At 63.5% G+C, this 20,802-nt stretch carries 24 protein-coding genes; 13 read left to right on the top strand and 11 right to left on the bottom strand.

Annotated features, from left to right (window positions below):
- Positions 1 to 120: 120 nt before the first annotated feature.
- Positions 121 to 399, bottom strand: coding sequence for a hypothetical protein (locus ACKWRH_RS26995; RefSeq protein WP_038945498.1), 279 nt, complete (start codon positions 397 to 399; stop codon positions 121 to 123).
- A 292-nt stretch (positions 400 to 691) separates the two neighbouring features.
- On the opposite strand from ACKWRH_RS26995, the gene ACKWRH_RS26990 reads away from it, so the two are divergent.
- Complete coding sequence (locus ACKWRH_RS26990) at positions 692 to 1,153, top strand: host attachment protein (RefSeq protein ID WP_445216002.1); 462 nt, start codon at positions 692 to 694, stop codon at positions 1,151 to 1,153.
- A 30-nt stretch (positions 1,154 to 1,183) separates the two neighbouring features.
- On the opposite strand, the gene ACKWRH_RS26985 is transcribed toward ACKWRH_RS26990, so the two are convergent.
- Positions 1,184 to 1,447, bottom strand: coding sequence for a hypothetical protein (locus ACKWRH_RS26985; RefSeq protein ID WP_445216001.1), 264 nt, complete (start codon positions 1,445 to 1,447; stop codon positions 1,184 to 1,186).
- 291 nt (positions 1,448 to 1,738) lie between these two features.
- On the opposite strand from ACKWRH_RS26985, the gene ACKWRH_RS26980 reads away from it, so the two are divergent.
- The 3 genes from ACKWRH_RS26980 (at position 1,739) to ACKWRH_RS26970 (ending at position 4,000) form a co-directional block, all read left to right on the top strand.
- Complete coding sequence (locus tag ACKWRH_RS26980; protein ID WP_063982650.1) at positions 1,739 to 2,185, top strand: hypothetical protein; 447 nt, start codon at positions 1,739 to 1,741, stop codon at positions 2,183 to 2,185.
- A gap of 98 nt (positions 2,186 to 2,283) precedes the next feature.
- Positions 2,284 to 3,156: a DMT family transporter gene (locus ACKWRH_RS26975; protein ID WP_445216000.1), complete on the top strand. Its 873-nt coding sequence runs from the start codon at positions 2,284 to 2,286 to the stop codon at positions 3,154 to 3,156.
- Between the two features lie 97 nt (positions 3,157 to 3,253).
- A complete protein-coding gene (locus tag ACKWRH_RS26970) occupies positions 3,254 to 4,000 on the top strand; it encodes a hypothetical protein (protein WP_212486482.1) in 747 nt (248 codons plus the stop codon).
- A 57-nt stretch (positions 4,001 to 4,057) separates the two neighbouring features.
- Here the strand turns inward: ACKWRH_RS26970 and ACKWRH_RS26965 are convergent, their stop codons facing one another.
- Both ACKWRH_RS26965 and ACKWRH_RS26960 read right to left on the bottom strand, forming a co-directional pair.
- Complete coding sequence (locus tag ACKWRH_RS26965; RefSeq protein ID WP_445215999.1) at positions 4,058 to 4,363, bottom strand: histone; 306 nt, start codon at positions 4,361 to 4,363, stop codon at positions 4,058 to 4,060.
- A 66-nt stretch (positions 4,364 to 4,429) separates the two neighbouring features.
- Positions 4,430 to 5,821 carry a cryptochrome/photolyase family protein gene (locus tag ACKWRH_RS26960; RefSeq protein WP_445222482.1) on the bottom strand — a complete coding sequence of 464 codons (1,392 nt, stop codon included), beginning with the start codon at positions 5,819 to 5,821 and terminating at the stop codon, positions 4,430 to 4,432.
- 169 nt (positions 5,822 to 5,990) lie between these two features.
- On the opposite strand from ACKWRH_RS26960, the gene ACKWRH_RS26955 reads away from it, so the two are divergent.
- A complete protein-coding gene (locus ACKWRH_RS26955; protein WP_445215998.1) occupies positions 5,991 to 7,721 on the top strand; it encodes a methyl-accepting chemotaxis protein in 1,731 nt (576 codons plus the stop codon).
- A gap of 166 nt (positions 7,722 to 7,887) precedes the next feature.
- Here ACKWRH_RS26955 and ACKWRH_RS26950 read toward each other — a convergent pair whose 3' ends face one another.
- On the bottom strand, positions 7,888 to 8,547 hold the full coding sequence (locus tag ACKWRH_RS26950; RefSeq protein WP_014494579.1) for a peroxiredoxin: 660 nt from the start codon (positions 8,545 to 8,547) through the stop codon (positions 7,888 to 7,890).
- A 392-nt stretch (positions 8,548 to 8,939) separates the two neighbouring features.
- Between ACKWRH_RS26950 and ACKWRH_RS26945 the strand changes: the two genes are divergently transcribed.
- The gene (locus tag ACKWRH_RS26945; RefSeq protein ID WP_028154483.1) at positions 8,940 to 9,512 is read left to right on the top strand and encodes a hypothetical protein; all 573 of its coding nucleotides are present in this window, start codon (positions 8,940 to 8,942) and stop codon (positions 9,510 to 9,512) included.
- Positions 9,513 to 9,582: 70 nt separating this feature from the next.
- Here the strand turns inward: ACKWRH_RS26945 and ACKWRH_RS26940 are convergent, their stop codons facing one another.
- The 5 genes from ACKWRH_RS26940 to ACKWRH_RS26920 form a co-directional block, all read right to left on the bottom strand.
- Positions 9,583 to 11,448, bottom strand: coding sequence for an alkaline phosphatase family protein (locus tag ACKWRH_RS26940; protein WP_445215997.1), 1,866 nt, complete (start codon positions 11,446 to 11,448; stop codon positions 9,583 to 9,585).
- 283 nt (positions 11,449 to 11,731) lie between these two features.
- A complete protein-coding gene (locus ACKWRH_RS26935; RefSeq protein WP_445215996.1) occupies positions 11,732 to 12,049 on the bottom strand; it encodes a response regulator transcription factor in 318 nt (105 codons plus the stop codon).
- A gap of 50 nt (positions 12,050 to 12,099) precedes the next feature.
- Complete coding sequence (locus ACKWRH_RS26930; RefSeq protein WP_445215995.1) at positions 12,100 to 13,323, bottom strand: ABC transporter permease; 1,224 nt, start codon at positions 13,321 to 13,323, stop codon at positions 12,100 to 12,102.
- Positions 13,320 to 14,045: an ABC transporter ATP-binding protein gene (locus ACKWRH_RS26925; protein WP_445215994.1), complete on the bottom strand. Its 726-nt coding sequence runs from the start codon at positions 14,043 to 14,045 to the stop codon at positions 13,320 to 13,322. Before ACKWRH_RS26925 ends, ACKWRH_RS26930 begins: the two co-directional genes overlap by 4 nt.
- Positions 14,042 to 15,472 carry an efflux RND transporter periplasmic adaptor subunit gene (locus ACKWRH_RS26920; protein WP_445215993.1) on the bottom strand — a complete coding sequence of 477 codons (1,431 nt, stop codon included), beginning with the start codon at positions 15,470 to 15,472 and terminating at the stop codon, positions 14,042 to 14,044. The genes ACKWRH_RS26925 and ACKWRH_RS26920 overlap by 4 nt, the downstream gene beginning before the upstream one ends.
- A 551-nt stretch (positions 15,473 to 16,023) precedes the next feature.
- Here ACKWRH_RS26920 and ACKWRH_RS26915 point away from each other — a divergent pair.
- From ACKWRH_RS26915 to ACKWRH_RS26885, 7 genes are all read left to right on the top strand, one after another.
- Positions 16,024 to 16,731 carry a response regulator transcription factor gene (locus ACKWRH_RS26915; RefSeq protein ID WP_445215992.1) on the top strand — a complete coding sequence of 236 codons (708 nt, stop codon included), beginning with the start codon at positions 16,024 to 16,026 and terminating at the stop codon, positions 16,729 to 16,731.
- Positions 16,732 to 16,896: 165 nt separating this feature from the next.
- A complete protein-coding gene (locus ACKWRH_RS26910; RefSeq protein ID WP_445215991.1) occupies positions 16,897 to 17,289 on the top strand; it encodes a curlin subunit CsgB in 393 nt (130 codons plus the stop codon).
- A gap of 119 nt (positions 17,290 to 17,408) precedes the next feature.
- Complete coding sequence (locus ACKWRH_RS26905; protein ID WP_445215990.1) at positions 17,409 to 17,801, top strand: curlin; 393 nt, start codon at positions 17,409 to 17,411, stop codon at positions 17,799 to 17,801.
- Between the two features lie 26 nt (positions 17,802 to 17,827).
- Positions 17,828 to 18,205, top strand: a complete 378-nt coding sequence (locus ACKWRH_RS26900; protein ID WP_445215989.1) for a curlin — start codon at positions 17,828 to 17,830, stop codon at positions 18,203 to 18,205.
- Positions 18,195 to 18,701, top strand: a complete 507-nt coding sequence (locus tag ACKWRH_RS26895) for a curlin repeat-containing protein (RefSeq protein WP_445215988.1) — start codon at positions 18,195 to 18,197, stop codon at positions 18,699 to 18,701. Before ACKWRH_RS26900 ends, ACKWRH_RS26895 begins: the two co-directional genes overlap by 11 nt.
- Positions 18,702 to 18,720: 19 nt before the next feature.
- Complete coding sequence (locus tag ACKWRH_RS26890; RefSeq protein WP_445215987.1) at positions 18,721 to 19,011, top strand: hypothetical protein; 291 nt, start codon at positions 18,721 to 18,723, stop codon at positions 19,009 to 19,011.
- A gap of 380 nt (positions 19,012 to 19,391) precedes the next feature.
- Complete coding sequence (locus tag ACKWRH_RS26885; RefSeq protein WP_445215986.1) at positions 19,392 to 19,844, top strand: hypothetical protein; 453 nt, start codon at positions 19,392 to 19,394, stop codon at positions 19,842 to 19,844.
- An 18-nt stretch (positions 19,845 to 19,862) separates the two neighbouring features.
- Here ACKWRH_RS26885 and ACKWRH_RS26880 read toward each other — a convergent pair whose 3' ends face one another.
- The gene (locus tag ACKWRH_RS26880) at positions 19,863 to 20,705 is read right to left on the bottom strand and encodes a GNAT family N-acetyltransferase (protein WP_445215985.1); all 843 of its coding nucleotides are present in this window, start codon (positions 20,703 to 20,705) and stop codon (positions 19,863 to 19,865) included.
- Positions 20,706 to 20,802 lie beyond the last annotated feature (97 nt).

Here is a 20,802-nt window from a genome sequence, read left to right as displayed (position 1 = left end):
ACGGCGAATTTCATCTTTGATCTAGATCAGTTTTGGAATCGCTCTACGCACCGCGAGCACGCGAATGGACGCAACGCGCGATCTCGCAAAAGCGAAGGGGCCCGAGGGCCCCTTCAGAAATCACCAGCGGCGATAGCGTGGTCCGTAATAGCGAGGCCCATAGGCGCGTGGCCCATACCCATAATACCGGGGCCCGTAATACGGCCGCGGGCCGTAATACCCATAATAGTTCGGGCGCCAGAAACAGCGTCCCCAGGCGTCGCAGACCATGCGGACCTGCTCGACGTCGGAGACCTGCGGCGTCGCAGGTGCGGGCGCGATGGGCATGGCGGACGCCGCCGGCGATGCCATGATGGCACCGAACAGGGATGCGGCGACGAGGCCAGTCTTGAGATTCATGATGTCTTCCTCTGCTTACGCAATACAGGATATCGAAGTTGTTCTGATCAAATTGTGGCGGAACCGAAATGTAATGCTGATGAACAAATCTTCAGCAAGCTCGCCGCAGGCCTGACCTTTCGCTTTGCCAGACTATCCGAGGTTCGCGCGCGTGACCAATGCTGCGCTTGTACTGGCGCTGCGTGGCAGGACATCGCGTTCATCCTTGATCCTGCGCAAATCGCCGGCACAACTTCATCCTTAATCTTGCCGGAGCCAGCGCTTCGAGGAATTCGAAGAGCAGGCTCGCGAGATGGACAAGATGAGAATAGACAAGGGTGACTGGCTGATCGTGTGCGACGGGCGCAAGGCACTCATTCTGGAAAACCTCGGCGACGAGATGTTTCCGAACCTCCACACCCGGGAGGTGCATGAGCAGCCCAATCCCTCGACCGGTGCGCAAGGGGCCGATGCGCCGGGCCGGCTGAACGCCGCCGTCGGCGGCGCGCGCAGCTCGGTTGAGCAGACCGATTGGCACGATGAGGCCGAGCGCGCCTTCCTGCGGAGCCTGGCCGGCCGGCTCGATGCCGCCGTCAGCGCGGGCGAGACCTCGGCCCTGACCATGGTGGCCTCACCACGCGCGCTCGGCATGATCCGCGCCGATTATTCGGTCGTGGTGCGCAAGGCGCTTCAGGGCGAGGTCGGCAAGGACCTCGTCAAGCTGCCGGTCTACGAGATCGAGAAGCAATTGCTGCTGTCGGGCGCCGCCAAATAGCGGCACCCGCAGAGGACGCGCCAGCGCTCCTCAGAAGCAGGGGTGCCGGCGACCGTCCTGGCCGATATAAGTGGCCGCGCTCTGGTAGCAGCGGTTGGTCGATGGGCCGTCGTAATAGGCAAAGGTACCGGGGGTGATGCCGGGCCCGTAATTGTGCAGATAGCTGATCGGGTAGGGCAGCGGGTTGGTGTAGTGGCGGTGGTACCGGTGGTGTCCCCGCGCCTCCGCAAGGCTGGGGGCGAGGATTGCGGCCGACAGGGCAGCAACCGCGGCTACAAGCTTCAACGTGCTCATCTCGATTCTCCGGAACCGGCGCGAATAGGTCAGGTGTTTATAGCCATTTCGGGCGGCCGGAACACCCGTCCAGCGCCCGGAAATCGGGGCCAATCCCGCAGATTCCCGGGTGGGTGTGACAGAATTGCCGGAAGGAGGGTCGAAGGCTGCCCATTTTTGGCCTTTTCGGGATGCTTAACGAATTCCCCACACAAGTATGGCCAAAGAGAATTCGCTTAAGAATCCTGTCGCCGGCCCTTTGGGGGTCCTTCGAGGCCGGTCCATTCCTGAAGGCTTTCGCCGTCACGCACCATGCGCATCACGCTTTTGAGCCTGCTGTTGCTCTCCGTCGCCGCCGCCACGCCGGCGCGCGCCGAGCTGCACATCACCCGTGACCACGGCGGCTACGTCGAGGAGTACAAGGCCAAGTACAAGCGCGTCCGCGAGAAGGGTGAGCGCGTCATCATCGACGGCATCTGCAACTCGGCCTGCACCCTGGTGCTCGGCATGGTGCCGATGAACAAGATCTGCGTGACGCCGCGCGCCAGCCTCGGCTTCCATCAGGCCTATTACGACAAGGCCTTCACCTTCGGCATCAAGGTCACCAGCGCGGAGGGGACGTCCGACCTGATGTCCTACTACCCCAACACGGTGAAGGACTGGATCCGCCGCAATGGCGGGCTCACCACCGACATGAAGAAGATCAAGAACGGTGTCGAGCTCTGGAAGATCATCGACCCCTGTCCGGAAGAATGGTGAGCGGCTGAGCTGCGCGCCCGCTGTCCGTCGCAGCGCAGCATCGCTCGTCTGGAAATTCGCATTGCCGCACAGGCCCCGGTCGGGCAATGAGGGCGGCAATGAACCATAATCAAGAAGCCCTGACCGCCCGCGCCGCGCCGATCCTGTTCGTCGTGCTCTGGAGCACCGGATTCATCGGCACCAAATACGTCATCAACAACGCCGATCCCTTGACCTATCTCGCCATTCGCATGGCGATCGTGGTCGGCCTGATGGGGATCATCGCAGCAATTGCGCGACCGAAATGGCCGGACCGTGTCGACGTCGCGCATAGCGCCGTTGCCGGCATTCTCGTCCACGGCTTCTATCTCGGCGGCACAGCGATTGCGATCGCGCATTCGATCCCGGCCGGACTCTCGGCGTTGATTCCGGGCCTTCAGCCGATCCTGACCTCGACCATCGCCAACCGCTGGCTCGGCGAACGCGTGACGCCGGTGCAATGGGCGGGGCTCGTGCTTGGCCTCGGCGGCGTAGTGCTGATCCTGCACGGCCGCCCGATGACCGGCGAGGCCGGGCTCGGCTGGCTCGCCTCCGTGGTCTCGTTGATCAGCATCACGCTCGGCACGCTCTATCAGCGCCGCTACTGCAACCACATCGACTGGCGCGCCGGCAATCTCGTGCAATATGTCGCCGTCACCGTCTTCTTCGCTGTCGGCGCCTTCCTGTTCGAGGACCGCGTGGTGCACTGGACGCGGGAGTTCGTGCTCGCGCTTGCGTGGCTCGCCGTGGCGCTCTCGATCGGATCGATCGGGCTGTTGTACTGGCTGATCCGCCACGCTGCGGCGACCTCGGTTGCGAGCCTGTTCTACCTGGTGCCCGCCGTCACGGCGCTGATGGCCTATCTGCTGTTCGGGGAGAAGCTCGATGCGCTGGCGATTGCCGGCATGGCGATGTGCGCGGCGGCGGTGTTCGTGGTCAACCGGCGTTTCTAGTCAGGCAGGCTAGTGCGTCGGAATACATCCCTGACGTGCGGTGCGCGCTCGTGCTAGGCTGGACTGATTTCAGCTTCCCTTTCGCAAGGTGATTTCCATGAAAAAAGCGAGACGCGCGCTGCTCGGCAGGTCCTTGAGGCCGGTCCGGATTGCCTGCATCAACTACGCGGAGGAGATGATGAGCGAGCGGATGATGGGGAGGCTCACAGCGGCGCTCCAGAAATGCTACGACGAGCATTTCCTGCCGGTCTGGGGCTATCCCATCGACCTCGACGTCACCCGCAAGCCGAAGCCGACGGACTGGCAGCTGCTCTATTTTGACGACGCCACCCACAAGAACTTCCTCGGGCGGCACGAGCTGACGCACCGCGGCCAGCCGATCTCAAAGATCTTTTTGAAGGCACTCGGCGAGGACGATCCGGTCAGCCTGGCGGCGTCGCACGAACTGTTCGAGATGGTGCTCGATCCCATGGCCAACCTGTGGGCCGACAAGACCCGGCACACCCAATATGCCTACGAGGTCTGCGACGCCGTGGAAGAGGAGTCTTTTCTCGTCAACGGCTTTCCGATGTCGAACTTCGTCTATCCGTCCTGGTTCGAACCGTTCGAGCATCCCCGCGGCACCAAATTCGACCATATGGGGTCGCTCAAGGCGCCGTTCTCGATGACGGAAGGCGGCTATGTCATCAAGAAGGTCAACGGCCGGAAGGTGATCAAGCAGTTCGGCTCACCCGAGAAGCGGAGGCGCTTCGCCAAGGAGGACCGGCGCGGCCATCGCAGCGAATTCCGCGATCCGAAGGGAGAGCACCACCCGGGCCGGCGCGCCGCCAAGCGGCGAGGGTAGGGGGCGGGAGAAGTCTCCGGGCGCGCCCGCACCCGGAGACCTGCTCGAGCGCTGCGATCAGCGCTTGGCCTTCCTAGCCTTCTTTTTCGACTTGGCAGCCTTCTTCGCAGACTTCTTGGTGGCCTTCTTTGCAGTCTTCTTGGCCGCCTTCTTCGACGACTTCTTTACAGCCTTCTTCGCAGATTTCTTGGATGCCTTCTTGGCTTTCTTCTTGGAAGCCTTCTTCGGCGCTACTTTCTTCGCGACCTTCTTGGCGGCTTTCCTGACCTGCTTGACGGCGGTGACAGCGGCGTCCTTGGTCGTCTCCACGGCGGTGGTGATCGTGTCCAGCGCCTGTTCGGTGATCGGCTTCTCGTCGTCCATATCGTCCCCCACGGTTTGTATGGAGCGATGACGATAGCGGGTTTCAAAATCGTGTCAAAGCAGCGCTCAACCTTTGCGGATCCTTGCGTAGGCGGCGAGCGCGCGCTCGCGCCCCTTCGCGTGATCGACGATCGGCTGCGGATAGGTCTTGCCGAGCGTGACGCCCGCGCTCGCAAGCTCGATCGGTGAAGCCTGCCAGGGCTGGTGGATCAGCTTGGACGGCACGTCTTTCAGCTCGGGCACCCAGCGCCGGACATAGGCTCCATCAGGATCGAACTTCTCGCCCTGGAGAGTTGGATTGAATACGCGGAAATAGGGCGCAGCGTCGGCGCCGCAGCCGGCGACCCATTGCCAGTTGGCGGGATTGCTGCCGGCATCCGCATCGACCAGCGTGTCCCAGAACCAGCTCTCGCCGTCGCGCCAGTCGATCAGGAGATGCTTGACCAGGAAGGACGCCACCACCATCCGCACCCGGTTGTGCATCACGCCGGTGCGCCAGAGCTCGCGCAGGCCGGCGTCGACGATGGGATAGCCGGTGCGTCCGCGCTGCCAGGCGGCGAGCGCTTTCTTGTCTCCCTTCCAGGGAAAGCCATCGAAATTCGTTTGCAGGTTTTCGGTGGCAAGGCTCGGGTGATCGTGGAGGAGATGGCGGCAGAACTCGCGCCAGCCGAGTTCGCTCAGGAACTTTTCGACGCCGGGCCCGATCGCAGGATTCTCCGCTGCGGCAAAGCGCGCGGCGTGCCAGACCTGGCGCGGGCTGAGCTCGCCGAACCTCAAGTGAGGCGACAGGCTTGAAGTCCCCTCGCGATCCGGACGGTCGCGATCGCCGACATAGACGCGTGCGGTGTGCTTGAGGAAGTCGCGGAGGCGTACGCGGGCCGAGGCTTCACCCGGGGTCCAGGTCTGGCGCAGGCCGCCAGCCCAGTCGGGCTTTGTCGGCTCGAGCGTCCAGCTCTCCAGCGCGTCGCTGGCGAGCCGCGGCGCGGGGCGTAGCTCCCGCGGTGCGGGCAGAGGCTTGGGCGGGTCGCCCAGCGACAGCACCCGCCGCCAGAACGGCGTGAAGACGCGAAGGCCGCGGCCCTCCTTGTTGCGGATCGCCGAGGGTGGGACCAGCAAGTCGCCCGGGAAGCTCTGCGAGTCCACGCCGAGCTTTGCCAGCGCCGCTTCGAGCTGTTTCTCGACGGCCTGGTGTGGCGCCTGCGCGACCCCGTTCCAGTAGACCATTGCGGCTCCGCTCTCGCGCGCCACTTCGGGGATCACCTTGGCCGCCGGCCCCTTGCGCAGGATCAGAGATCCGCCGCGCGTTGCGATCTCGGCGCCGAGCGCCCGCAGCGACTGCGCCAGCCACCAGCGCGTCGCGCCGCCCGGCACCCGTCCGGCCATCTCATCCATCACATAGAGGCAGATCACCGGCGCGCCTGTCTTGGCGGCAGCATGGAGGGCGGGATGGTCGGACAGGCGGAGGTCATCGCGGAACCAGACGATGACAGGCGGCGCGCTTGGCGTGGTCAGGGCAGGCCTCGTTTACAATTTGGCAAGCATGCCGCGTGCGGCGGTGTGAACCGTCGTTAATTCGGTCGTAAGCCGATTGCATGAATATGCAAGAATTCCGGGGGTAGTTCCATTCATGTCCAACCGTGCGACGGCAAAGCTCTTGCCGCAATTCAAGCTGGGTACCAAGGCCGTCCTGTGCGCCGTGCTGCTGATCGCCGTGAACACGGCGCTCGTGGTCGGCGCCGGCTACTGGTCGCTCACCTCCGCCTTCAACGATCGTGCGCTGCGCGACATCGAGGCCAATTTGCGCACGCTGGCCCTGGCTTTTGCCGAGGTCGTTCCCGACGCGAAGATCACGATGCGGGATGGCGGGCTGGCCCGCGCCGAGATTCCCAAAATGCCGGAGTTCAGGGATCACGCCATCGTCGATCGCGCGGTGTCCTATGTCGGCGGCAACGCGACCCTGTTCGTGTTCGACGATGCGAGCGGGCAGTTTGTCCGCCGCTCGACCAACGTGAAGAAGGAGAACGGCGACCGCGCTGTCGGGACCCAGCTTGCCGCCGATCATCCCGGGCAGGCCGTCCTGCGCCGCGGCGAGGCGTACAAGGGCCCGGCCACGCTGTTCGGCAAAACGTTCATGACCGCCTATTTCCCGGTCGCTGATGCCACCGGCAAGGTCGTCGGCATTCTCTATGTCGGCATCCCGATGGCGCAGCTCGAGAGCATGCTGACCCAGGCCATCGAGAGCATGGCGATTGCGGCCGGCATTGCCGCGCTCCTGGTCCTGGTCCTCACCTTGCTGGTCGTCCGCCGTGTCACCAGGCCGCTCACCTCGGTCACGCGCTCGCTGACGGCGCTGGCCGAAGGCAAGAGCGACGTCGAGATCGATTGCGAGGATCGCGCCGACGAGATCGGCGAGATCGCCCGTACGGTCGCCGTATTCAAGAGCAACTCGCTGGAGCGGGCACGCCTGCGCAGCGAGCAGACCGCGGCCACGGCTGCCGCGGCAGAGCAGCGCAAGGCGGAGCTGCGCAACTTCGTCGAGCAGTTCCGCGGCAGCGTCGGCGGCATCCTCGACAAGGTGCTGAACTCCTCCGGTGAGTTCGAGCGGGTGGCGCGGCAACTCACCGACACCGCGCGCTCCACCGCCGATCTGTCGGCGCAGTCGGCCGGCGCCTCCGAGAACGCCTCCGAGCACGTGCGCACGGCGGCCTCGGCCTCCGACGAACTGTCCCAGGCGATCTCCGAGATCACCCGCCGGGTGCAGGAATCGAACGAGATCTCCGCCGAGGCGGTACGGCAGGCCGAAGCCACCGATCAGCGCATGACGCAGCTCTCGGAGGCGGGGGCGCGCATCGGCGACGTCGTCAAGCTGATCACCTCGATCGCGGAGCAGACCAATCTTCTGGCGCTGAACGCCACCATCGAGGCTGCGCGCGCCGGGGACGCCGGCCGCGGCTTCGCGGTGGTGGCCCAGGAGGTCAAGACGCTCGCCGGCCAGACCGCCAAGGCGACGGACGAGATCTCGAACCAGATCGCCAGCATGCAGCTTGCAACGGAGGAATCGGTCACCGCCATCAAGGCGATCGGCCAAACCATCGAGCGCATCAGCGGCATCGCGGGCTCGATCTCGGCCGCAGTCGAGCAGCAGAGGAGCGCCACCCACAACATCGCGGCGAGCGTTCGCGCTGCGGCCTCCGGCACCGCCGATGTCGCGGTCAATGTCCGTTACGCCGCCAAGGGCGCGAGCGAGACGGGTGAGACCTCGAGCCGGATGTTTGCCTCTGCCCAGGCGCTGTCAGGCGAGAGCCTGCATCTGAAGGCCGAGGTCGACAGCTTCCTCGACCGCGTGCACGCGGCCTAATCCAACTCAGTCATTTCCGGGGCGATCCGCAGGATCGAACCCTGGTGCGCAATGGCGCACCAGGGAATCTCGAGATCCTCAGGTGCGCAATTGTGCACCTGAGTTCGATGCTGACGCATAGCCCCGGGATGACTTTTTTGCGGTCGCCATCCGCGACCGCCAAAAGTCACTTCGGTTGCGGCACGATGCGGATGTAGGGCTTGGGTTCCTTCCAGCCCTGCGGATAGATCGTCTTCGCCTCGTCGTTGGAGACCGAGCCGGCGATGATGACGTCCTCGCCCTGCGTCCAGTCGGCCGGCGTGGCGACGCGGTGCTTCGCCGTCAGCTGAAGCGAGTCGATGACGCGCAGAATCTCCTGAAAATTCCGACCTGTGGTCATCGGATAGACCAGCACCAGCTTGATCTTCTTGTCCGGCCCGATGATGAAGACGTTGCGGACAGTCTGGTTGTCGGCCGGCGTGCGGGTGAGGGGATCGCCCGAGGTCGAGGCCGGCAGCATCTCGTAGAGCTTGGAGACGTTGAAGTCGGTGTCGCCGATCATCGGGTAGTTGGGGGCGGCGCCTTGCGTCTCCTTGATGTCCTCCGACCATTTGGAATGGCGGTCGACCGGATCGACCGAGAGGCCCATCAGCTTGACGCCGCGCTTGTCGAATTCCGGCTTCAGCTTGGCAAGCGCGCCGAGTTCGGTCGTACAAACCGGCGTGAAGTCCTTGGGGTGCGAGAACAGGAGTGCCCAGCTATTGCCGATCCAGTCGTGGAACTTGATCTTCCCTTCGGTGGTCTCGGCTTCGAAGTCGGGCGCGGTGGTGCCGATCGGAAGTGTCATGGTTCTACCTCATCTCATTGAAGTTACTTGAGAATTTATCTTTGGTCGTCACGGTCAGTATAGGCTCTCCGCGACCCCAAGTGAACGTCAAGTGAACCGCTTCAAGTAAAATGTGAATTCCTTCTCTGAAGGGCCGATTTCCTAGCACCTTTCTGTTACAGCGGCGCCTGCGACGAAACATCTCGACCGGAGCCGTACGGTCTCGATTGCCCCCATAAAGCCGTTTATGACCCGCATCACGCTCGCCCCGACGCCTCCGGAACCGAAATGGTCCTCGTAGCGACTAATCGGCAACCATTGAGAAAAGTCGCGATCCCCGTATCGAATCATTAACCACCCCTTTACGCCCGCATGAAAATGCTGGTCGATCAGAAGAAATCTGGAAGTGAACTATGTCTGCCGCTGCGCATAAGTCTGTTGAGTCGCCGTCCCTCGAACCGTCCTGCCGCGATACCGCGGCTCATGCATTGACCGTCGTGCGCGACGGCGTGATCACGGGCGAAGGCCCGACCACCAAGGGCCGGGTCCACTTTTCCCGCTCGCTCGATGCCGATGACACCGCCTGGTGCGCGCGCATCCTGACCGCCACGGCCGTCAACGACCAGCCGGTCAGCCGCGCCGAAGCCGAGGCGTTGTTCGAGATCAATGAAGCCGCAACCGAGCGCACCGATGGCGGCCGGTTCGACGACCTGCTCGCCAAGGCCGTTGCCCATTACGCCGCGAGCGCCTCGGGCCTGAAGGTGCCGCCGCGCAGCGTCGCGCTGTCGGCAGAGTCCGAGATCGAGAGCTGGGCGCCGTCCTACGCCGCCAAGGTCAACAGCGAGATGCTGGAGTGGATCGCCGGACAGATGCGCGGCAAGCGCCAGAACAACCGTCGCCTGATGGCGATGGTGGCGACCTTCCTGGGCGCGACTGCGCTGCCTTTGGCGGGTCAATTGCCGAATGTGTTCGACATCGGCATGTAAAAGATCTGGGAATGTAAGAGTTAGACGAGACTGTCGCGCCCCTTGCGAGGCGCGACAGACAGCGGCGGGGTTATTTCCCCGCCGTTTTCTGTTTGCCGCCGTCCGGCTCGAGTCCGAGCGTGCGGCCCGGGAAACCGGCGGCGTCGAAATAGCGCTGGCTGCCGACGCGCTGGAAGTTCAGCACGGTCGCCAGACCGCCCTCGGCGGGCTTGGACTTCAGCGTGCCGGTATAGGCCTTCGGCACGATGCCGTTGGGCAGGGCCTCCGACATCACGCGGCCGACAAGGCCGCCGTTCTGCGAGCCGCGCAGGCCCATGAGCTGGGCGGCCGTCATGCCGACGTCGGCATTGCTCACCGGGATCTGGCTGACATAGCCGGCTTTGAAGTCCGGACCGATGGCGGCCATGAAGTTCATGGTGTCGCCGCGGCTGAAGCTGCCATGCATGCCCTGGCCCTGGCGCAGCACGGTGTCGGCGACCTGCACCGAGCAGTTCGTCGGCGCTTCGCCGCAATCGCTGGCATAGGAGCGGAAGTTGACGACGATCGACGGCGTCGGTGTCGCCGACTTGCCGCGCAGATTGATGCTCGACAGCGGCAGCGTGCCCGGGAAGCGGCCGAGTGAGTCCTCGACGAACAGGCCGGAGACGTAGTCCTGCTCGAGCAGCGCCTTGACCGTCTTTGCCGCCAGCTTCTTGTCCTTGTTCGGCAGGTAGATCAGGTCCGAGCCGCCATTGGTGGCGACGACGAGGTCGGGCTTGGTTGGATCCTTGCCGAGCACGCCGTTGCCGGCCTTCGGGTGAGCGTTGCCGGTGACGGCGGCGTTCTTGTCGTTGGGGTCGAACAGCGGCAGGTCGAGCGCTTTCGCGAGATCGAGCGCCAGGAAGCCCATCGGCAAGAAGTCCTTCGGCGTGTCGTCATAGCTGACCTTGGCCGAGGGGCTGGTCTTGCTCTCCTTGGAGATCGTCGAGAAGCCGTGGTCGGCCTGGACCATGATGTTGGTGTTGGCGGCCAGCCCAAGCTCGTCCAGCGCCTTGCGGAGCTGGGCGAGGTTGTCGTCGGCGTTCTTGATGCCGGCCATCGAGGTCGGCCCGTTGATGCCGGGCTTGATCTGGTTGAGGCTGTCGCCGGTGTTGTGCTGGCTGCCGTCGGGATCGCGCGACCAGAACACCAGCACGAACGGCTTGTTGCGCGCCTTGAACATCGGCAGCACGACCTTGGCGGCGACGTCGGCGAAATAAGCCTGCTGCGCGACGTTGGCGACAACGGTGCCGGGCGTCTTGGCATCGCCCGCCTTGGAATTGTCGCCGCGCGGCGGCGTGGCGAGGGGCAGGCCGGCCTTGGTCAGCGCCGCCTTCACCTCGTCCGACAGCGCCACGCCGTTCTTGCCGCCGGTGGAGTCGTCGAACACGACCGAATGCAGGCCGGCCTTTTCGGGCTTGTCAGTGTGGTCGAACTGGTAGGTCGGACCGACCTTGCCGATCGCCGCGGTGCTGAAGCCCTTGTCGCGGGCCATCTTCAAAATCGTCTCTTCGTTGAGATAGTCGCCCTTGAAATGCTCGTCGATGTCGCCGAGCACGGCGTCGTTCTCGATGAAGGGGACCACGGTGTCGCCGGCGGGGACGGACGTATAGTTAGTCCAGATCGTGTTGGAGAACACGCCGGTATCGCCGAGATAATGGCCGGTCGACATCGCCGAGCCGTTGGCCATGGTGAAGGTCGGGAACAGCGAATGCGAGTTCTTGAAGTTGACGCCCTTGTCGCGAACCTCGGCCATCGCCGGCGCGGTCTCCGGCGTCACCTTCAGCGCGCGCAGACCGTCCGGAATGAACAGGATCAGGTTTCGGGGCGTGTTGTTCTGGGCAGAGGCAGGTCCTGTCGAAAGTCCGGTGGACAAGACTGTCAGTCCGGCGGACAGCAACACCAGTGAACGGCGCATCAAGATCTCCCTGCGGTGAGGCGAATGGCCGCGGCCGCGGCCCCGGCAATCGTTTAGTTTTGCTGTGTGACAGTTTTGTTACAAGGGCAAATAGCTATGCGATAGGCATGGGGAGGGCGGCCTCGTTGCCATGATCCGACTATTGCGTCCGCTGCGCAGCCGTCACGAATCTCTGCGCGGCGCCTGAATGACCTCACGGCTTAAGCGTGTGGTCGAAATCAAATCTTCAAATTCAAACTGCGAAAATCAATTGCAACGGGATGTCTGGAGCGAGGGCCAGTCGTCATTCTGGTGCGGTCTGCACCCGTGGATTTTGTGCAACTGCCTGCGCGGGCTTCGTTGCCGCCGAATAGCCTCCGGCATTGGCAAGATCCCTGTGTAGCGCCGAAGGCGCTGCGTGCAGCGCAAACGCGATCGCGATCTGGGTTCTATTATGGAGGCGGTATTTGCGCATGATGTTGCCGATATGCGCCCGCACCGTGTTCTCCGAGATCTTGAGCTCGTAGGCGATGTTCTTGTTCTGCATTCCGCGCGCGATGAGCGTCATCAGTTCGCGCTCACGCGGCGTCGGTGTAATCAAATCATTCGGATATGGACCCATGGCTTGCTCCTCCCTGGCCTTTGGGCTGACGTGGCCACCCCAGCATGTACTCACTCCGTCTTGAGTGCCTCGATTGGACTGAGCTTGGACGCCTTGTGTGCGGGATAAAAACCGAAGATGAGGCCGGTCGTGATCGAGAAGACGAGGGCCAGCGCAATCGCCTCGCCGTCGACCGAGGTGATCCACCCGGCCATGCGTGCGACCGTCATCGAGAGCGTGATGCCACCGACGACGCCGATGGCGCCCCCGAGAAGGCAGAGAACCAGCGCTTCGCAGAGAAACTGGAGACGGATGTCCCGCATCCGCCCGCCGAGCGCGCGGCGGATGCCGATCTCCCGGGTGCGCTCGGTGACCGATACGATCATGACGTTCATGATGCTGATACCGCCGACGAGCAGCGAGACCGAGGCGATGGCGACGAGCAGAAGCGCTACGGTGCGGATCGCGCCCTGCTGTGCTTCCATGGCGGCGGCCGGATCCTGGACCTTGAAGTCGTCTTCCTGACCGGTCAGAATTCGATGCCTCTGGCGCAGCAGGCTTTCGATCTCCGATCGGGCTCCCGCCATCTGGCCGTCGACGGCCACTTTGGCGATGATATAGGCGACGGAATCCCGGTTGATGTTGCTCGCACTGCCGAGGAACCGCAGCTTGGCCGTCGCCAGGGGAACGAAGGCGACGTCATCCTGCGCCGGTCCCTTGCGATCAAGAACTCCGATGACCTCGAGCGGGACCTTCATGATCCTGATCTGCGCGCCGATCGGATCGTCGCCTGGCGCAAACAGCTCGCGCGCGACCGTGCTTCCGAGGATCACGACCTTTCCAGCGGCGGCCTCTTCGGCGCCGGAGAAATAGCGCCCAGACACGAGCTGCCAGTCGCGCACCACGAAGTGCCCGGTCGTCGTGCCGTTGATCGTCGTATTCCAGTTCTTGCTCTCGTGGATCACCTGTGCCGTTCCGGCGATCGAGCCGGCCGTGGCCTGGATCTCAGGGATCTGCTCTAGGATGGCCTGCACGTCGCTTTCGGTCATCGTCAGCTTGGTACCTTCCTTGAGGCGCACGCCGCCCTGATAGACCGCGCCGGGCGTGATCATCAGCACGTTGGAACCGATCGAGCGGATCTGCTCCTGCAGGCGAAGTTGGGCGCCGGAGCCGATCGCGAAAACGGTCACGATCGAAGCGACGCCGATCACGATGCCGAGCATGGTGAGGAAGCTGCGCAACGGGTTGAGGCGCAGCGCGTGCAGTGCGATCTGAAAGCCCTGTAGCAGCGTCATGACGCAACGCCCCGTTTCGGCAGCACCGGGACCTGCGTTTCGTCGCCAACGAGCTCTCCGTCATGCAGGCGGATGATGCGCCGGCACTGCGTCGCGATGCCAGGATCGTGTGTGATCATCACGATGGTCTGGCCGGTCCGGTTGAGTGCAGCGAACAGAGCCAGGATTTCGGCGCCGGTGCGGCTGTCGAGCGCGCCGGTCGGCTCGTCGGCAAGCACGAGCAGCGGGGACGTGATCAGCGCGCGGGCGATCGCTATGCGTTGCTGCTCGCCGCCTGAGAGCTGGCGTGGAAAGTGAGTCGCCCGGCGAAGCATTCCGACGACTTCCAGACTCTGCTCGGCGCGGCGAAGGCGCTCCTTGCGGCCTATCCCACAATAGACGAGCGGCAGAGCTACATTCTCAATGGCGTTGTGGCGCGCGAGAAGGTTGTAGGATTGGAATACAAAGCCGATGCTGCGGGCGCGCAGGGACGATCTGCGGTCCTCCGAAAGGCTGGCAACATTCGCTCCTTCGAGATGGATCGCGCCCTCACTCGGGAGATCGAGCAGGCCGATCATGTTCATCAGCGTCGATTTGCCGGAGCCGGAGGGACCCATTACAGCGAGGATCTCGCCCTGATTGATGTCGAAGCTGACATTGCGCACCGCGACGACCGCGACCCCATCCGCGCGATAAGTCTTGCATACGGATCGGAGACTGATGAGTGGCAGGACCGCTGTCATGATCCGAACCTGATTCCAAGAAATTTCATGCCGGCCGGCGGGATTGCCTGACCGACGGCGACCTGGCTGCCCTCGACGAGCTCTCCGCTCTTGAGCGCGACCTGTTCGGTGCCGGCCGTGCCAACGGTCACCGGGATGCGCACGAGCGATCCACTGGCGGTGCGCACCCAGACTCCGTTGCGTCCGGCGGTCGTGTCCTGCCGCGCGCCGGAGGGCTGGAAGCGCAGTGCGGCCAGCGGCACTCTTAGAACGTCGTCCTGCCGCTCGATCACGATCTTCACCAGGGCGGTCATTCCAGGCAGCAGCGCGCCATCGAGATTGGAGGTCGACAGGACGACGGTATAGGTCACCACATGCTGCTGGTTCTGCGGCGCCTTGCGCACCTGCCGGACCAACGCCTCGAAGCGGCGGTCGGGATAGGCATCCACGGTGAAGTGAGCGCGCTGCCCGGACGTGATGCGCCCGATATCAGCTTCGTCGACCTGCGCGTGGATCTCCATGTCCTCCAGGCGGTGGGCGACCACGAAGGTCGTGCGCGACTCGAGGCCGACCGCCAATGTCTGGCCCTCGTTGACGAATCTGCCGACCACGACGCCGTCGATCGGCGAGCGGATCACGGTGCGATCGAGATCGGCCTGGGCCGCCGCAAGCACGGCTGCCTTCTCCGGCACTGCCATTCTGGCCTGTTCCAGCTCGGCTTCGATCCGGCGAACGTCGGCCTGCGCGCCCTCGACGGAGTAGGCGTTCAGGGACATGAGGACTTCGGCTTCGCGCTCCTGGGCGAGCCTTGCGGTGAACTCTGTCTGGGCGTCATCCACCGCCGTTGTCGCCACGACGTTTTGCGCCTGGAGCGCCAGTTTGCGCTGCAATGTCTTCTGAGCTGACGCCTTGACCGCCTGGGCGCTCTCGAGCTTGGCCGCAAGCACGTCTCTGCTGCCCTTGGCGTTTTGCAGATCAATCTTGGCACGATCGAACTTGGCCCGCTCAAGTTCGACAAAGGAGTTGGCGACCGCCACCGCCGCCTTGGCTTCATCGACCTTGGCCGCGAAGCTGCGGGGATCGATCAGGGCGAGCGGCTGGTCCTTGCTGACCGTGTCGTTGAAGTCGACATAGACCCGCGCGAGCTGGCCGGACAATTGAGAACCGACCTCGATCGTCTTGACCGGTTGCAGCGCGCCCGTGACGGTGATGGTCTGCTCGATGCTGCCGCGCTGGATCGCGGCGTAGCGGAACACTGGCGTGTCCGCCCCAAAGGTCGGGGACTCGTGCCCGCCCGGCCCGAGGAACTGCTTCGTCGATTCATAGGTGCGGGCCATCCCGTCTGCCGCATTCACCGTAGCGCCCGAGATGACGTCTGGCGCCGCAGCGTAGAGTGCGGCGAGGCCGGATGCAGTTCCGAGCAAGACAATGATTGGCACAAATCGCATATCAAAACCCGCCTCTTGAAATGACGATGAGAGCGGACAGATCAAATATCTCGCTATGGTTGTATATCGTCCGAGGCAATAATAGCGCCTCGAGAGTATGTCCCTGTTCTTAGGGCGAAGGACGGGTGCGCTCCACGAAAAAGAAGTAAAGTATGTGGCCGCGAACTTCTGCAACTTGCACGGAGCGTATACCGGGCGTATTCAAAATGAAGCACGCGGTATCGAACTCGATAGCTGACTGAACGTTTCGTCTGGTCTGGCCCAAGCCACTGGCTAACGACGTTCAAGTTTGCGCATGAATGGCGACGCCATGACGCAGTTGGCGATATCACTGTCGCGATGCCTGATTGGCCCACTCTCGTTACGGCGTTTCGCCATGACGCTGCAGACGGCGACGTCCACGCCCTCCGATCACGAAGCCCGATGTGTGAACGCCTTCACTCATGTCGACCGGGTGTTGGCCCTAAGAAGTGGACGCGGCGGGCCTTCGCGACCCGGTCGGCCCTCACCGATGCATTCAAGCACCTTGTTATCGCTTGCAACTACTCTGGATGGCTCGCTGGAGGACCATCGAGCCCCAACTCGGGGAGCTTGTTGCCATGAGTTCAAATCAAGCCACAGTTTATGTCGTTGATGATGAAATTCTGATTCGAAATGCGATTGGCAGTCTCTGCGAGGAGACCGGACATCAGGTCAGGTTGTTTGCCTCAACGGACGAGTTTCTCACCGAGAGCCTTTCCAGTGGACCTTCCTGCCTAGTGCTTGACGTCCGTTTCCCGGGCACGTCGCCGACCGGTCTCGAGCTTCAACGCAGGCTGGCTGAATCGGGGGTGTCCATTCCGATCGTCTTCATCAGCGGGTACTCGGACGTGCGTGTCTCGGTCGAGGCGATGAAGCGCGGTGCGATCGAGTTTCTGCCAAAGCCCTTCCGCGAGCAGGAGATGCTCGACGCGATCAGGCATGGCATCGAGCGTGACCGCAGGCGCCTGGAGCGTGAGGGCATGCTGTGCGAGGCGCGGCAGCGCCTCGAGACGCTGACAGCCCGGGAGCGGGAAATCATGATGTTGATGGCGGAAGGGCTCATCGCCAAGCAGATTGCCGCAAAGCTTGATGTCAGCGACGTGACGGTGAAAGTCCATCGCGCCAGGATGATGCGAAAGCTCGGGCTCCGTTCGCCGATCGAGATGTTGAAACTGATCGATAGCATGGATCGCGAACAGGAAACGGCGCGCTTCAGCAGGGTGCGAGCGCAGCTTTAGAGCTTGCTGGCGGCAACATGTCGCGCATCGTCTAGTCCGTACCGATTAGCATGAACTGCAGTCTGTCGCACTGCGCGGGATCGGTTCACAGTGATCCCACGATGTCGATCTCCTCCAGGATGGCATCTGAACCCAGTCAGACACTCGGCTAGAAAGGGATTTTCCATGCGCAAATTATTTTTTGCTTCCGTTGCCGTGCTCGCTCTGTCGTCGGCTGCCCAGGCCGCCAACACATCAACCGTGGTGCAAGTCGGCGTCGTGAACGGCTCCTCCGTAAATCAGCAGGGCACCGTGAATGACAACTCGACCACCGTCCAGCTCGGCATCTTGAACAATGCCAGCACCATGCAGGGCACGACCACTCCGTCACTCAACAACGGCAGCACGGTGATCCAGGTCGGCGCCTCGAATACGGCCAACACTGGCCAGGTCGCCTTCTTCAACAACACGAGCTCGATCACGCAGCAGTCGATCGGTGGCCCGCCGAGCAACAGCGCAGGCGTTGGACAGCTCTCCATCATCTTCGGTGCGAACTCCAGCACCGTTGTGCAGCACTGAGCCAGCCCCGTTTGGCCGGACGCGTCACAGCTCGGCGCGTCCGCGCCATTCTCAAAAGCACCGCAATCGGACGCCGACCAGGTGAGCGGCCGTTCGCCGACCTTCGCGGAGGAAATGAAATGCGGATCAAATGTCTCGTCGCGACACTCGTCACACTCAGCGTGCTGACCTCTGTCGATGCCCAGGCCGGCAACTCGGCCAGCGTGCTGCAATTTGGCACGACCAACACTTCCTTCATCTCGCAGAGCGGAGGCACGAACAACAGTGCCACCACGCTGCAGTTCGGCGCGACCAACCAGGCGACCACCTTGCAGATGGGCTCGCTCTTCACAGTCAACACTTCGGTGATCGGGCAGGGCGGCACCACCGCAACGGCGACCAACACCGCGGTGGCCGGCCAGGTCGGCGGCATCAATTCGAGCCTGATCGGCCAGATCGGAGCAAACAACGCCGCCGGACTAGCTCAACTTGGAATCCTGAACGGCTCGACGATTCTCCAGCAGGCTCCTTGAGCGAAGCTCCAGTGACGAGGCATGTCATGAGACATCTTCCAGGCGTCGCGTGTGTCGTACTTCTCGCGCTCTGTTGCGCAGGCTCCGGATCGGCCAGCGCGCAGAGCGCGGATATCAAGACCATCGTGTCGGTCGGGGGACCGCCCGTGGTCCTGAACCAGAACAGCCAGCTCAACATGGCGGGCGTATTTATGATCGGCGGCAACACCAGCGCGACCGTCACCCAAAACGGCACGAACAACGCGACCGGAATCCTGCAATTCGGCGGAACGGCGTCGGCCTCGGTCGGGCAGGGGGGCGTGAACAACTTTGCGTTCATAGGCCAGACCGGCCAGTCGACCAGCAGTTTCCTGTCCCAGTTCGGTGCGTTCAACTCGGCATCGGTTGTCCAGCATGGCCCGTGAGCTGGGCGCGACCTCGTCTGGGTCGGAAGTGTACCAGGGGAAGGCGATGAGATGTGGTAGACAGCTCTTGGCATTGGCGGCGTTGCTCGTCGCCATTGGCGTTGCGTCCGAGGCATCGGCCGGATCCGTGCAGCGCGGCGTGACGAACAGGAACGTGAGTATCCAGACGGTCGTGGAGTTCGGCAACAACGTCCAGCCGGTCACGATCGAGGAGAACAGCCGGATCAATATCGCGCGGGTGATCCAGATTGGCGGCACCGGAACAGTCGACGCGACGATTGTCCAGAACGGGATCCGCAACTATGTCGATGTGATCCAGGTGGGCGGCACCACCAACGCGCTGATCGGCCAGGCCGGCGTGAGCAACACCGCCAACGTTACCCAGATCGGCAACTCCACGAATGCCCTCCTGCTCCAGATCGGCGACATGAACACGGGGACGGTGAGGCAATTGGGACGTTTCAACTGGCTGGCGATATTCCAGTTCGCTCGATGATCGAGACGAGAGGTGTGACATGAAGTTTTTTCTGCTCGCATCGGGAGTGAGCATCATGGCGGCGATCGCAGCGGGACCGGCTGGCGCCGGCGAGACCAGTGACGGCCAGACGACCGTAGTTCAGGACGAGAATGGGACGGCGGTCATCACGCAAAGCGGTGATCCGGCGCAGGCCGAGGTCAAGATCGACAAAGAGCCGGGCCGCACCACGGTCTATCGCCGCAGCGGTGGAAACACCGCGATCGTGTCGCAAGGCACCGGAAATCCGCAGGACATGCTGGATTGGCTGCGCAAGCAGCAGGGGCGCTGACACGCGGAAGCCCACCGTCCACAGGGACGTTGGGCCTCATTGCAAGATAGCAAGCCGACTTACCAGTTGCGGTAGACGCCGGTTAGCGTGCCATTGTTGTTGCCTTCAGGGCCGACATCGCCCTGCGTCGAGCTCGGCGCGGGATGATTGGTGCCGTTGAGCGCGCCGTAGGCGATGAACTCCGATCAGCTGGTTATGATGACGGCCTGCCCCGGAGCGAAGTGCCTGAAATCGGCGGAGAATCCCGGGCGTTCTGCCGCACCGGGTACCCCGTTAATCCCGTGCCTTAACCAACAATTAATTATACGTTTGCGGGTGGGTGACGGCCCGGCCTAGCGTGTGGTGGGGAGCCGCCTAAGCCAAACGAGTTGGTGCGTATCATGATGTCCAGATCATATGGGGCGCTGTTCGCCTCGCTCAGCGCAGCCGCGCTGCTCCTTTCTGCCAATGACGGTTTTGCCAGGCCCGGCGCCACCGCCACCGCCGCGCACGGGATGGGCGCCGCGCCTTCCGGCGCGATCGCGCGTCCGCAGATCGCTCCTGGAGCCCGGTTCCGCGGCCGCAACACGCCCTGGGTCTACTGGCCGGGCGGCGGCGGGTTCTTCTACGACAACGGAGGCTATAACCAGCCTTTCGTCGATGCCGGGCAGCCGGCCTCCACCGACGTGCGTTACACCTATACGTACGACGTTCCCTGGGACTGGACCCATCGCTTCCCACCGAACGTGGTGCCGTCCGACCGGCCCTATGTGCCGAGCTGCCCGACGGAGCAGGTGACGGTGCCCGGCCGCGGCGGCGGCGAGCACACGGTCAACATCATGCGCTGCTACTGAGCGGCCTAGTCCGCTCAGCTAGCCCAACTCAAAACTGGTCACGCCGAAAACGCGGTCGATCCGCAGCGGCGGGATCGGCCCTGTGTACATCCGCGCCGTCTCGAACACCGGCTTGAGCCCGAGCGATTCCGCGAGCGCAATGGCCTCGCGATTGATCGCGGGGACGTCGAGGAAGACTTCGCCGCCGCCTGCGCTCGCCACCAGCGCCTGCACGATCGCGTCCGCCGCTCCGCGGTCGTCGGCGACGAGCGGGCCGATCTTGTGGCCGGTCCGGCAGGGCCGGATCACGCCCCATGCCGCGAGCTTGCCGTCTCGCAGCAGCGCGCCGCCGAGATGGCCTGATGTGTTGATCCAGGCGCGCAGGAAGGTGCTGCGCGCAGCCGGGAAGACGGTCGCGTCGTCGGCTTCAACGAGCGCGAACGGGACATTGTCGAGCGCTGCGACATCGGCGGGCGGATTCGGCGGCGCGGCGACGATGCCGCCGTAGCGGATATTGGCGTAGGCTAGCTGGAAGCCGAACTTCTTGTAATTGTCCTGCTGCGCGACGACGCCATCGAGCCCGATCACGCGGGTGCCCGCATGCGCGATCGCCGCGTTCCAGATGCGCAGGCCGTGGCCCGCGCCGCGAAAGCCTGAGCGCACGATGTAGAAGCCCAGGAAGGCGAAGCGATCATCGTAATTGACGCAGGAGATTGTCGCGACCGGCTCGCAGTCGATCTCGCCGACGAAGAAGCCTTGCTTGTCCGGGATCGCGAAACAGGCGGCGTCGCCGAGGCCCGGATTCCAGCCCTCGGCCGCGGCCCAGTCGACGGCGGTGGCGATCTCCTCGGGGCGCAAATTGCGGATCTGCAGATCGCTCATGACGGATGCCTTCGGCGGTGGACCTGGCGGCAGGTCCGGCGGTAGAAGGCCCCATGATAGGCCGGGCCAGCGGCCCGCCTCAACTCCATCGCAAGGG

The organism is Bradyrhizobium sp. Pa8 (assembly GCF_052588265.1).
Note: the sequence above shows the minus strand (reverse complement) of the source record. Positions and strands in the feature narration are given on the sequence as shown.

Excerpts from the sequence above, each read along its gene's own strand:
- ACKWRH_RS26975 (WP_445216000.1), top strand. The coding sequence starts at position 2,284 with ATGAACCATAATCAAGAAGCCCTGACCGCCCGCGCCGCGCCGATCCTG.
- ACKWRH_RS26925 (WP_445215994.1), bottom strand. The coding sequence starts at position 14,045 with ATGACAGCGGTCCTGCCACTCATCAGTCTCCGATCCGTATGCAAGACT.
- ACKWRH_RS26920 (WP_445215993.1), bottom strand. The coding sequence starts at position 15,472 with ATGCGATTTGTGCCAATCATTGTCTTGCTCGGAACTGCATCCGGCCTC.
- ACKWRH_RS26945 (WP_028154483.1), top strand. The coding sequence starts at position 8,940 with ATGTCTGCCGCTGCGCATAAGTCTGTTGAGTCGCCGTCCCTCGAACCG.
- ACKWRH_RS26935 (WP_445215996.1), bottom strand. The coding sequence starts at position 12,049 with ATGGGTCCATATCCGAATGATTTGATTACACCGACGCCGCGTGAGCGC.
- ACKWRH_RS26885 (WP_445215986.1), top strand. The coding sequence starts at position 19,392 with ATGATGTCCAGATCATATGGGGCGCTGTTCGCCTCGCTCAGCGCAGCC.
- ACKWRH_RS26980 (WP_063982650.1), top strand. The coding sequence starts at position 1,739 with ATGCGCATCACGCTTTTGAGCCTGCTGTTGCTCTCCGTCGCCGCCGCC.
- ACKWRH_RS26940 (WP_445215997.1), bottom strand. The coding sequence starts at position 11,448 with ATGCGCCGTTCACTGGTGTTGCTGTCCGCCGGACTGACAGTCTTGTCC.
- ACKWRH_RS26965 (WP_445215999.1), bottom strand. The coding sequence starts at position 4,363 with ATGGACGACGAGAAGCCGATCACCGAACAGGCGCTGGACACGATCACC.
- ACKWRH_RS26985 (WP_445216001.1), bottom strand. The coding sequence starts at position 1,447 with ATGAGCACGTTGAAGCTTGTAGCCGCGGTTGCTGCCCTGTCGGCCGCA.
- ACKWRH_RS26910 (WP_445215991.1), top strand. The coding sequence starts at position 16,897 with ATGCGCAAATTATTTTTTGCTTCCGTTGCCGTGCTCGCTCTGTCGTCG.
- ACKWRH_RS26915 (WP_445215992.1), top strand. The coding sequence starts at position 16,024 with ATGGCTCGCTGGAGGACCATCGAGCCCCAACTCGGGGAGCTTGTTGCC.
- ACKWRH_RS26900 (WP_445215989.1), top strand. The coding sequence starts at position 17,828 with ATGAGACATCTTCCAGGCGTCGCGTGTGTCGTACTTCTCGCGCTCTGT.
- ACKWRH_RS26930 (WP_445215995.1), bottom strand. The coding sequence starts at position 13,323 with ATGACGCTGCTACAGGGCTTTCAGATCGCACTGCACGCGCTGCGCCTC.
- ACKWRH_RS26895 (WP_445215988.1), top strand. The coding sequence starts at position 18,195 with ATGGCCCGTGAGCTGGGCGCGACCTCGTCTGGGTCGGAAGTGTACCAG.
- ACKWRH_RS26990 (WP_445216002.1), top strand. The coding sequence starts at position 692 with ATGGACAAGATGAGAATAGACAAGGGTGACTGGCTGATCGTGTGCGAC.
- ACKWRH_RS26880 (WP_445215985.1), bottom strand. The coding sequence starts at position 20,705 with ATGAGCGATCTGCAGATCCGCAATTTGCGCCCCGAGGAGATCGCCACC.
- ACKWRH_RS26970 (WP_212486482.1), top strand. The coding sequence starts at position 3,254 with ATGAAAAAAGCGAGACGCGCGCTGCTCGGCAGGTCCTTGAGGCCGGTC.
- ACKWRH_RS26950 (WP_014494579.1), bottom strand. The coding sequence starts at position 8,547 with ATGACACTTCCGATCGGCACCACCGCGCCCGACTTCGAAGCCGAGACC.
- ACKWRH_RS26905 (WP_445215990.1), top strand. The coding sequence starts at position 17,409 with ATGCGGATCAAATGTCTCGTCGCGACACTCGTCACACTCAGCGTGCTG.
- ACKWRH_RS26955 (WP_445215998.1), top strand. The coding sequence starts at position 5,991 with ATGTCCAACCGTGCGACGGCAAAGCTCTTGCCGCAATTCAAGCTGGGT.
- ACKWRH_RS26890 (WP_445215987.1), top strand. The coding sequence starts at position 18,721 with ATGAAGTTTTTTCTGCTCGCATCGGGAGTGAGCATCATGGCGGCGATC.
- ACKWRH_RS26995 (WP_038945498.1), bottom strand. The coding sequence starts at position 399 with ATGAATCTCAAGACTGGCCTCGTCGCCGCATCCCTGTTCGGTGCCATC.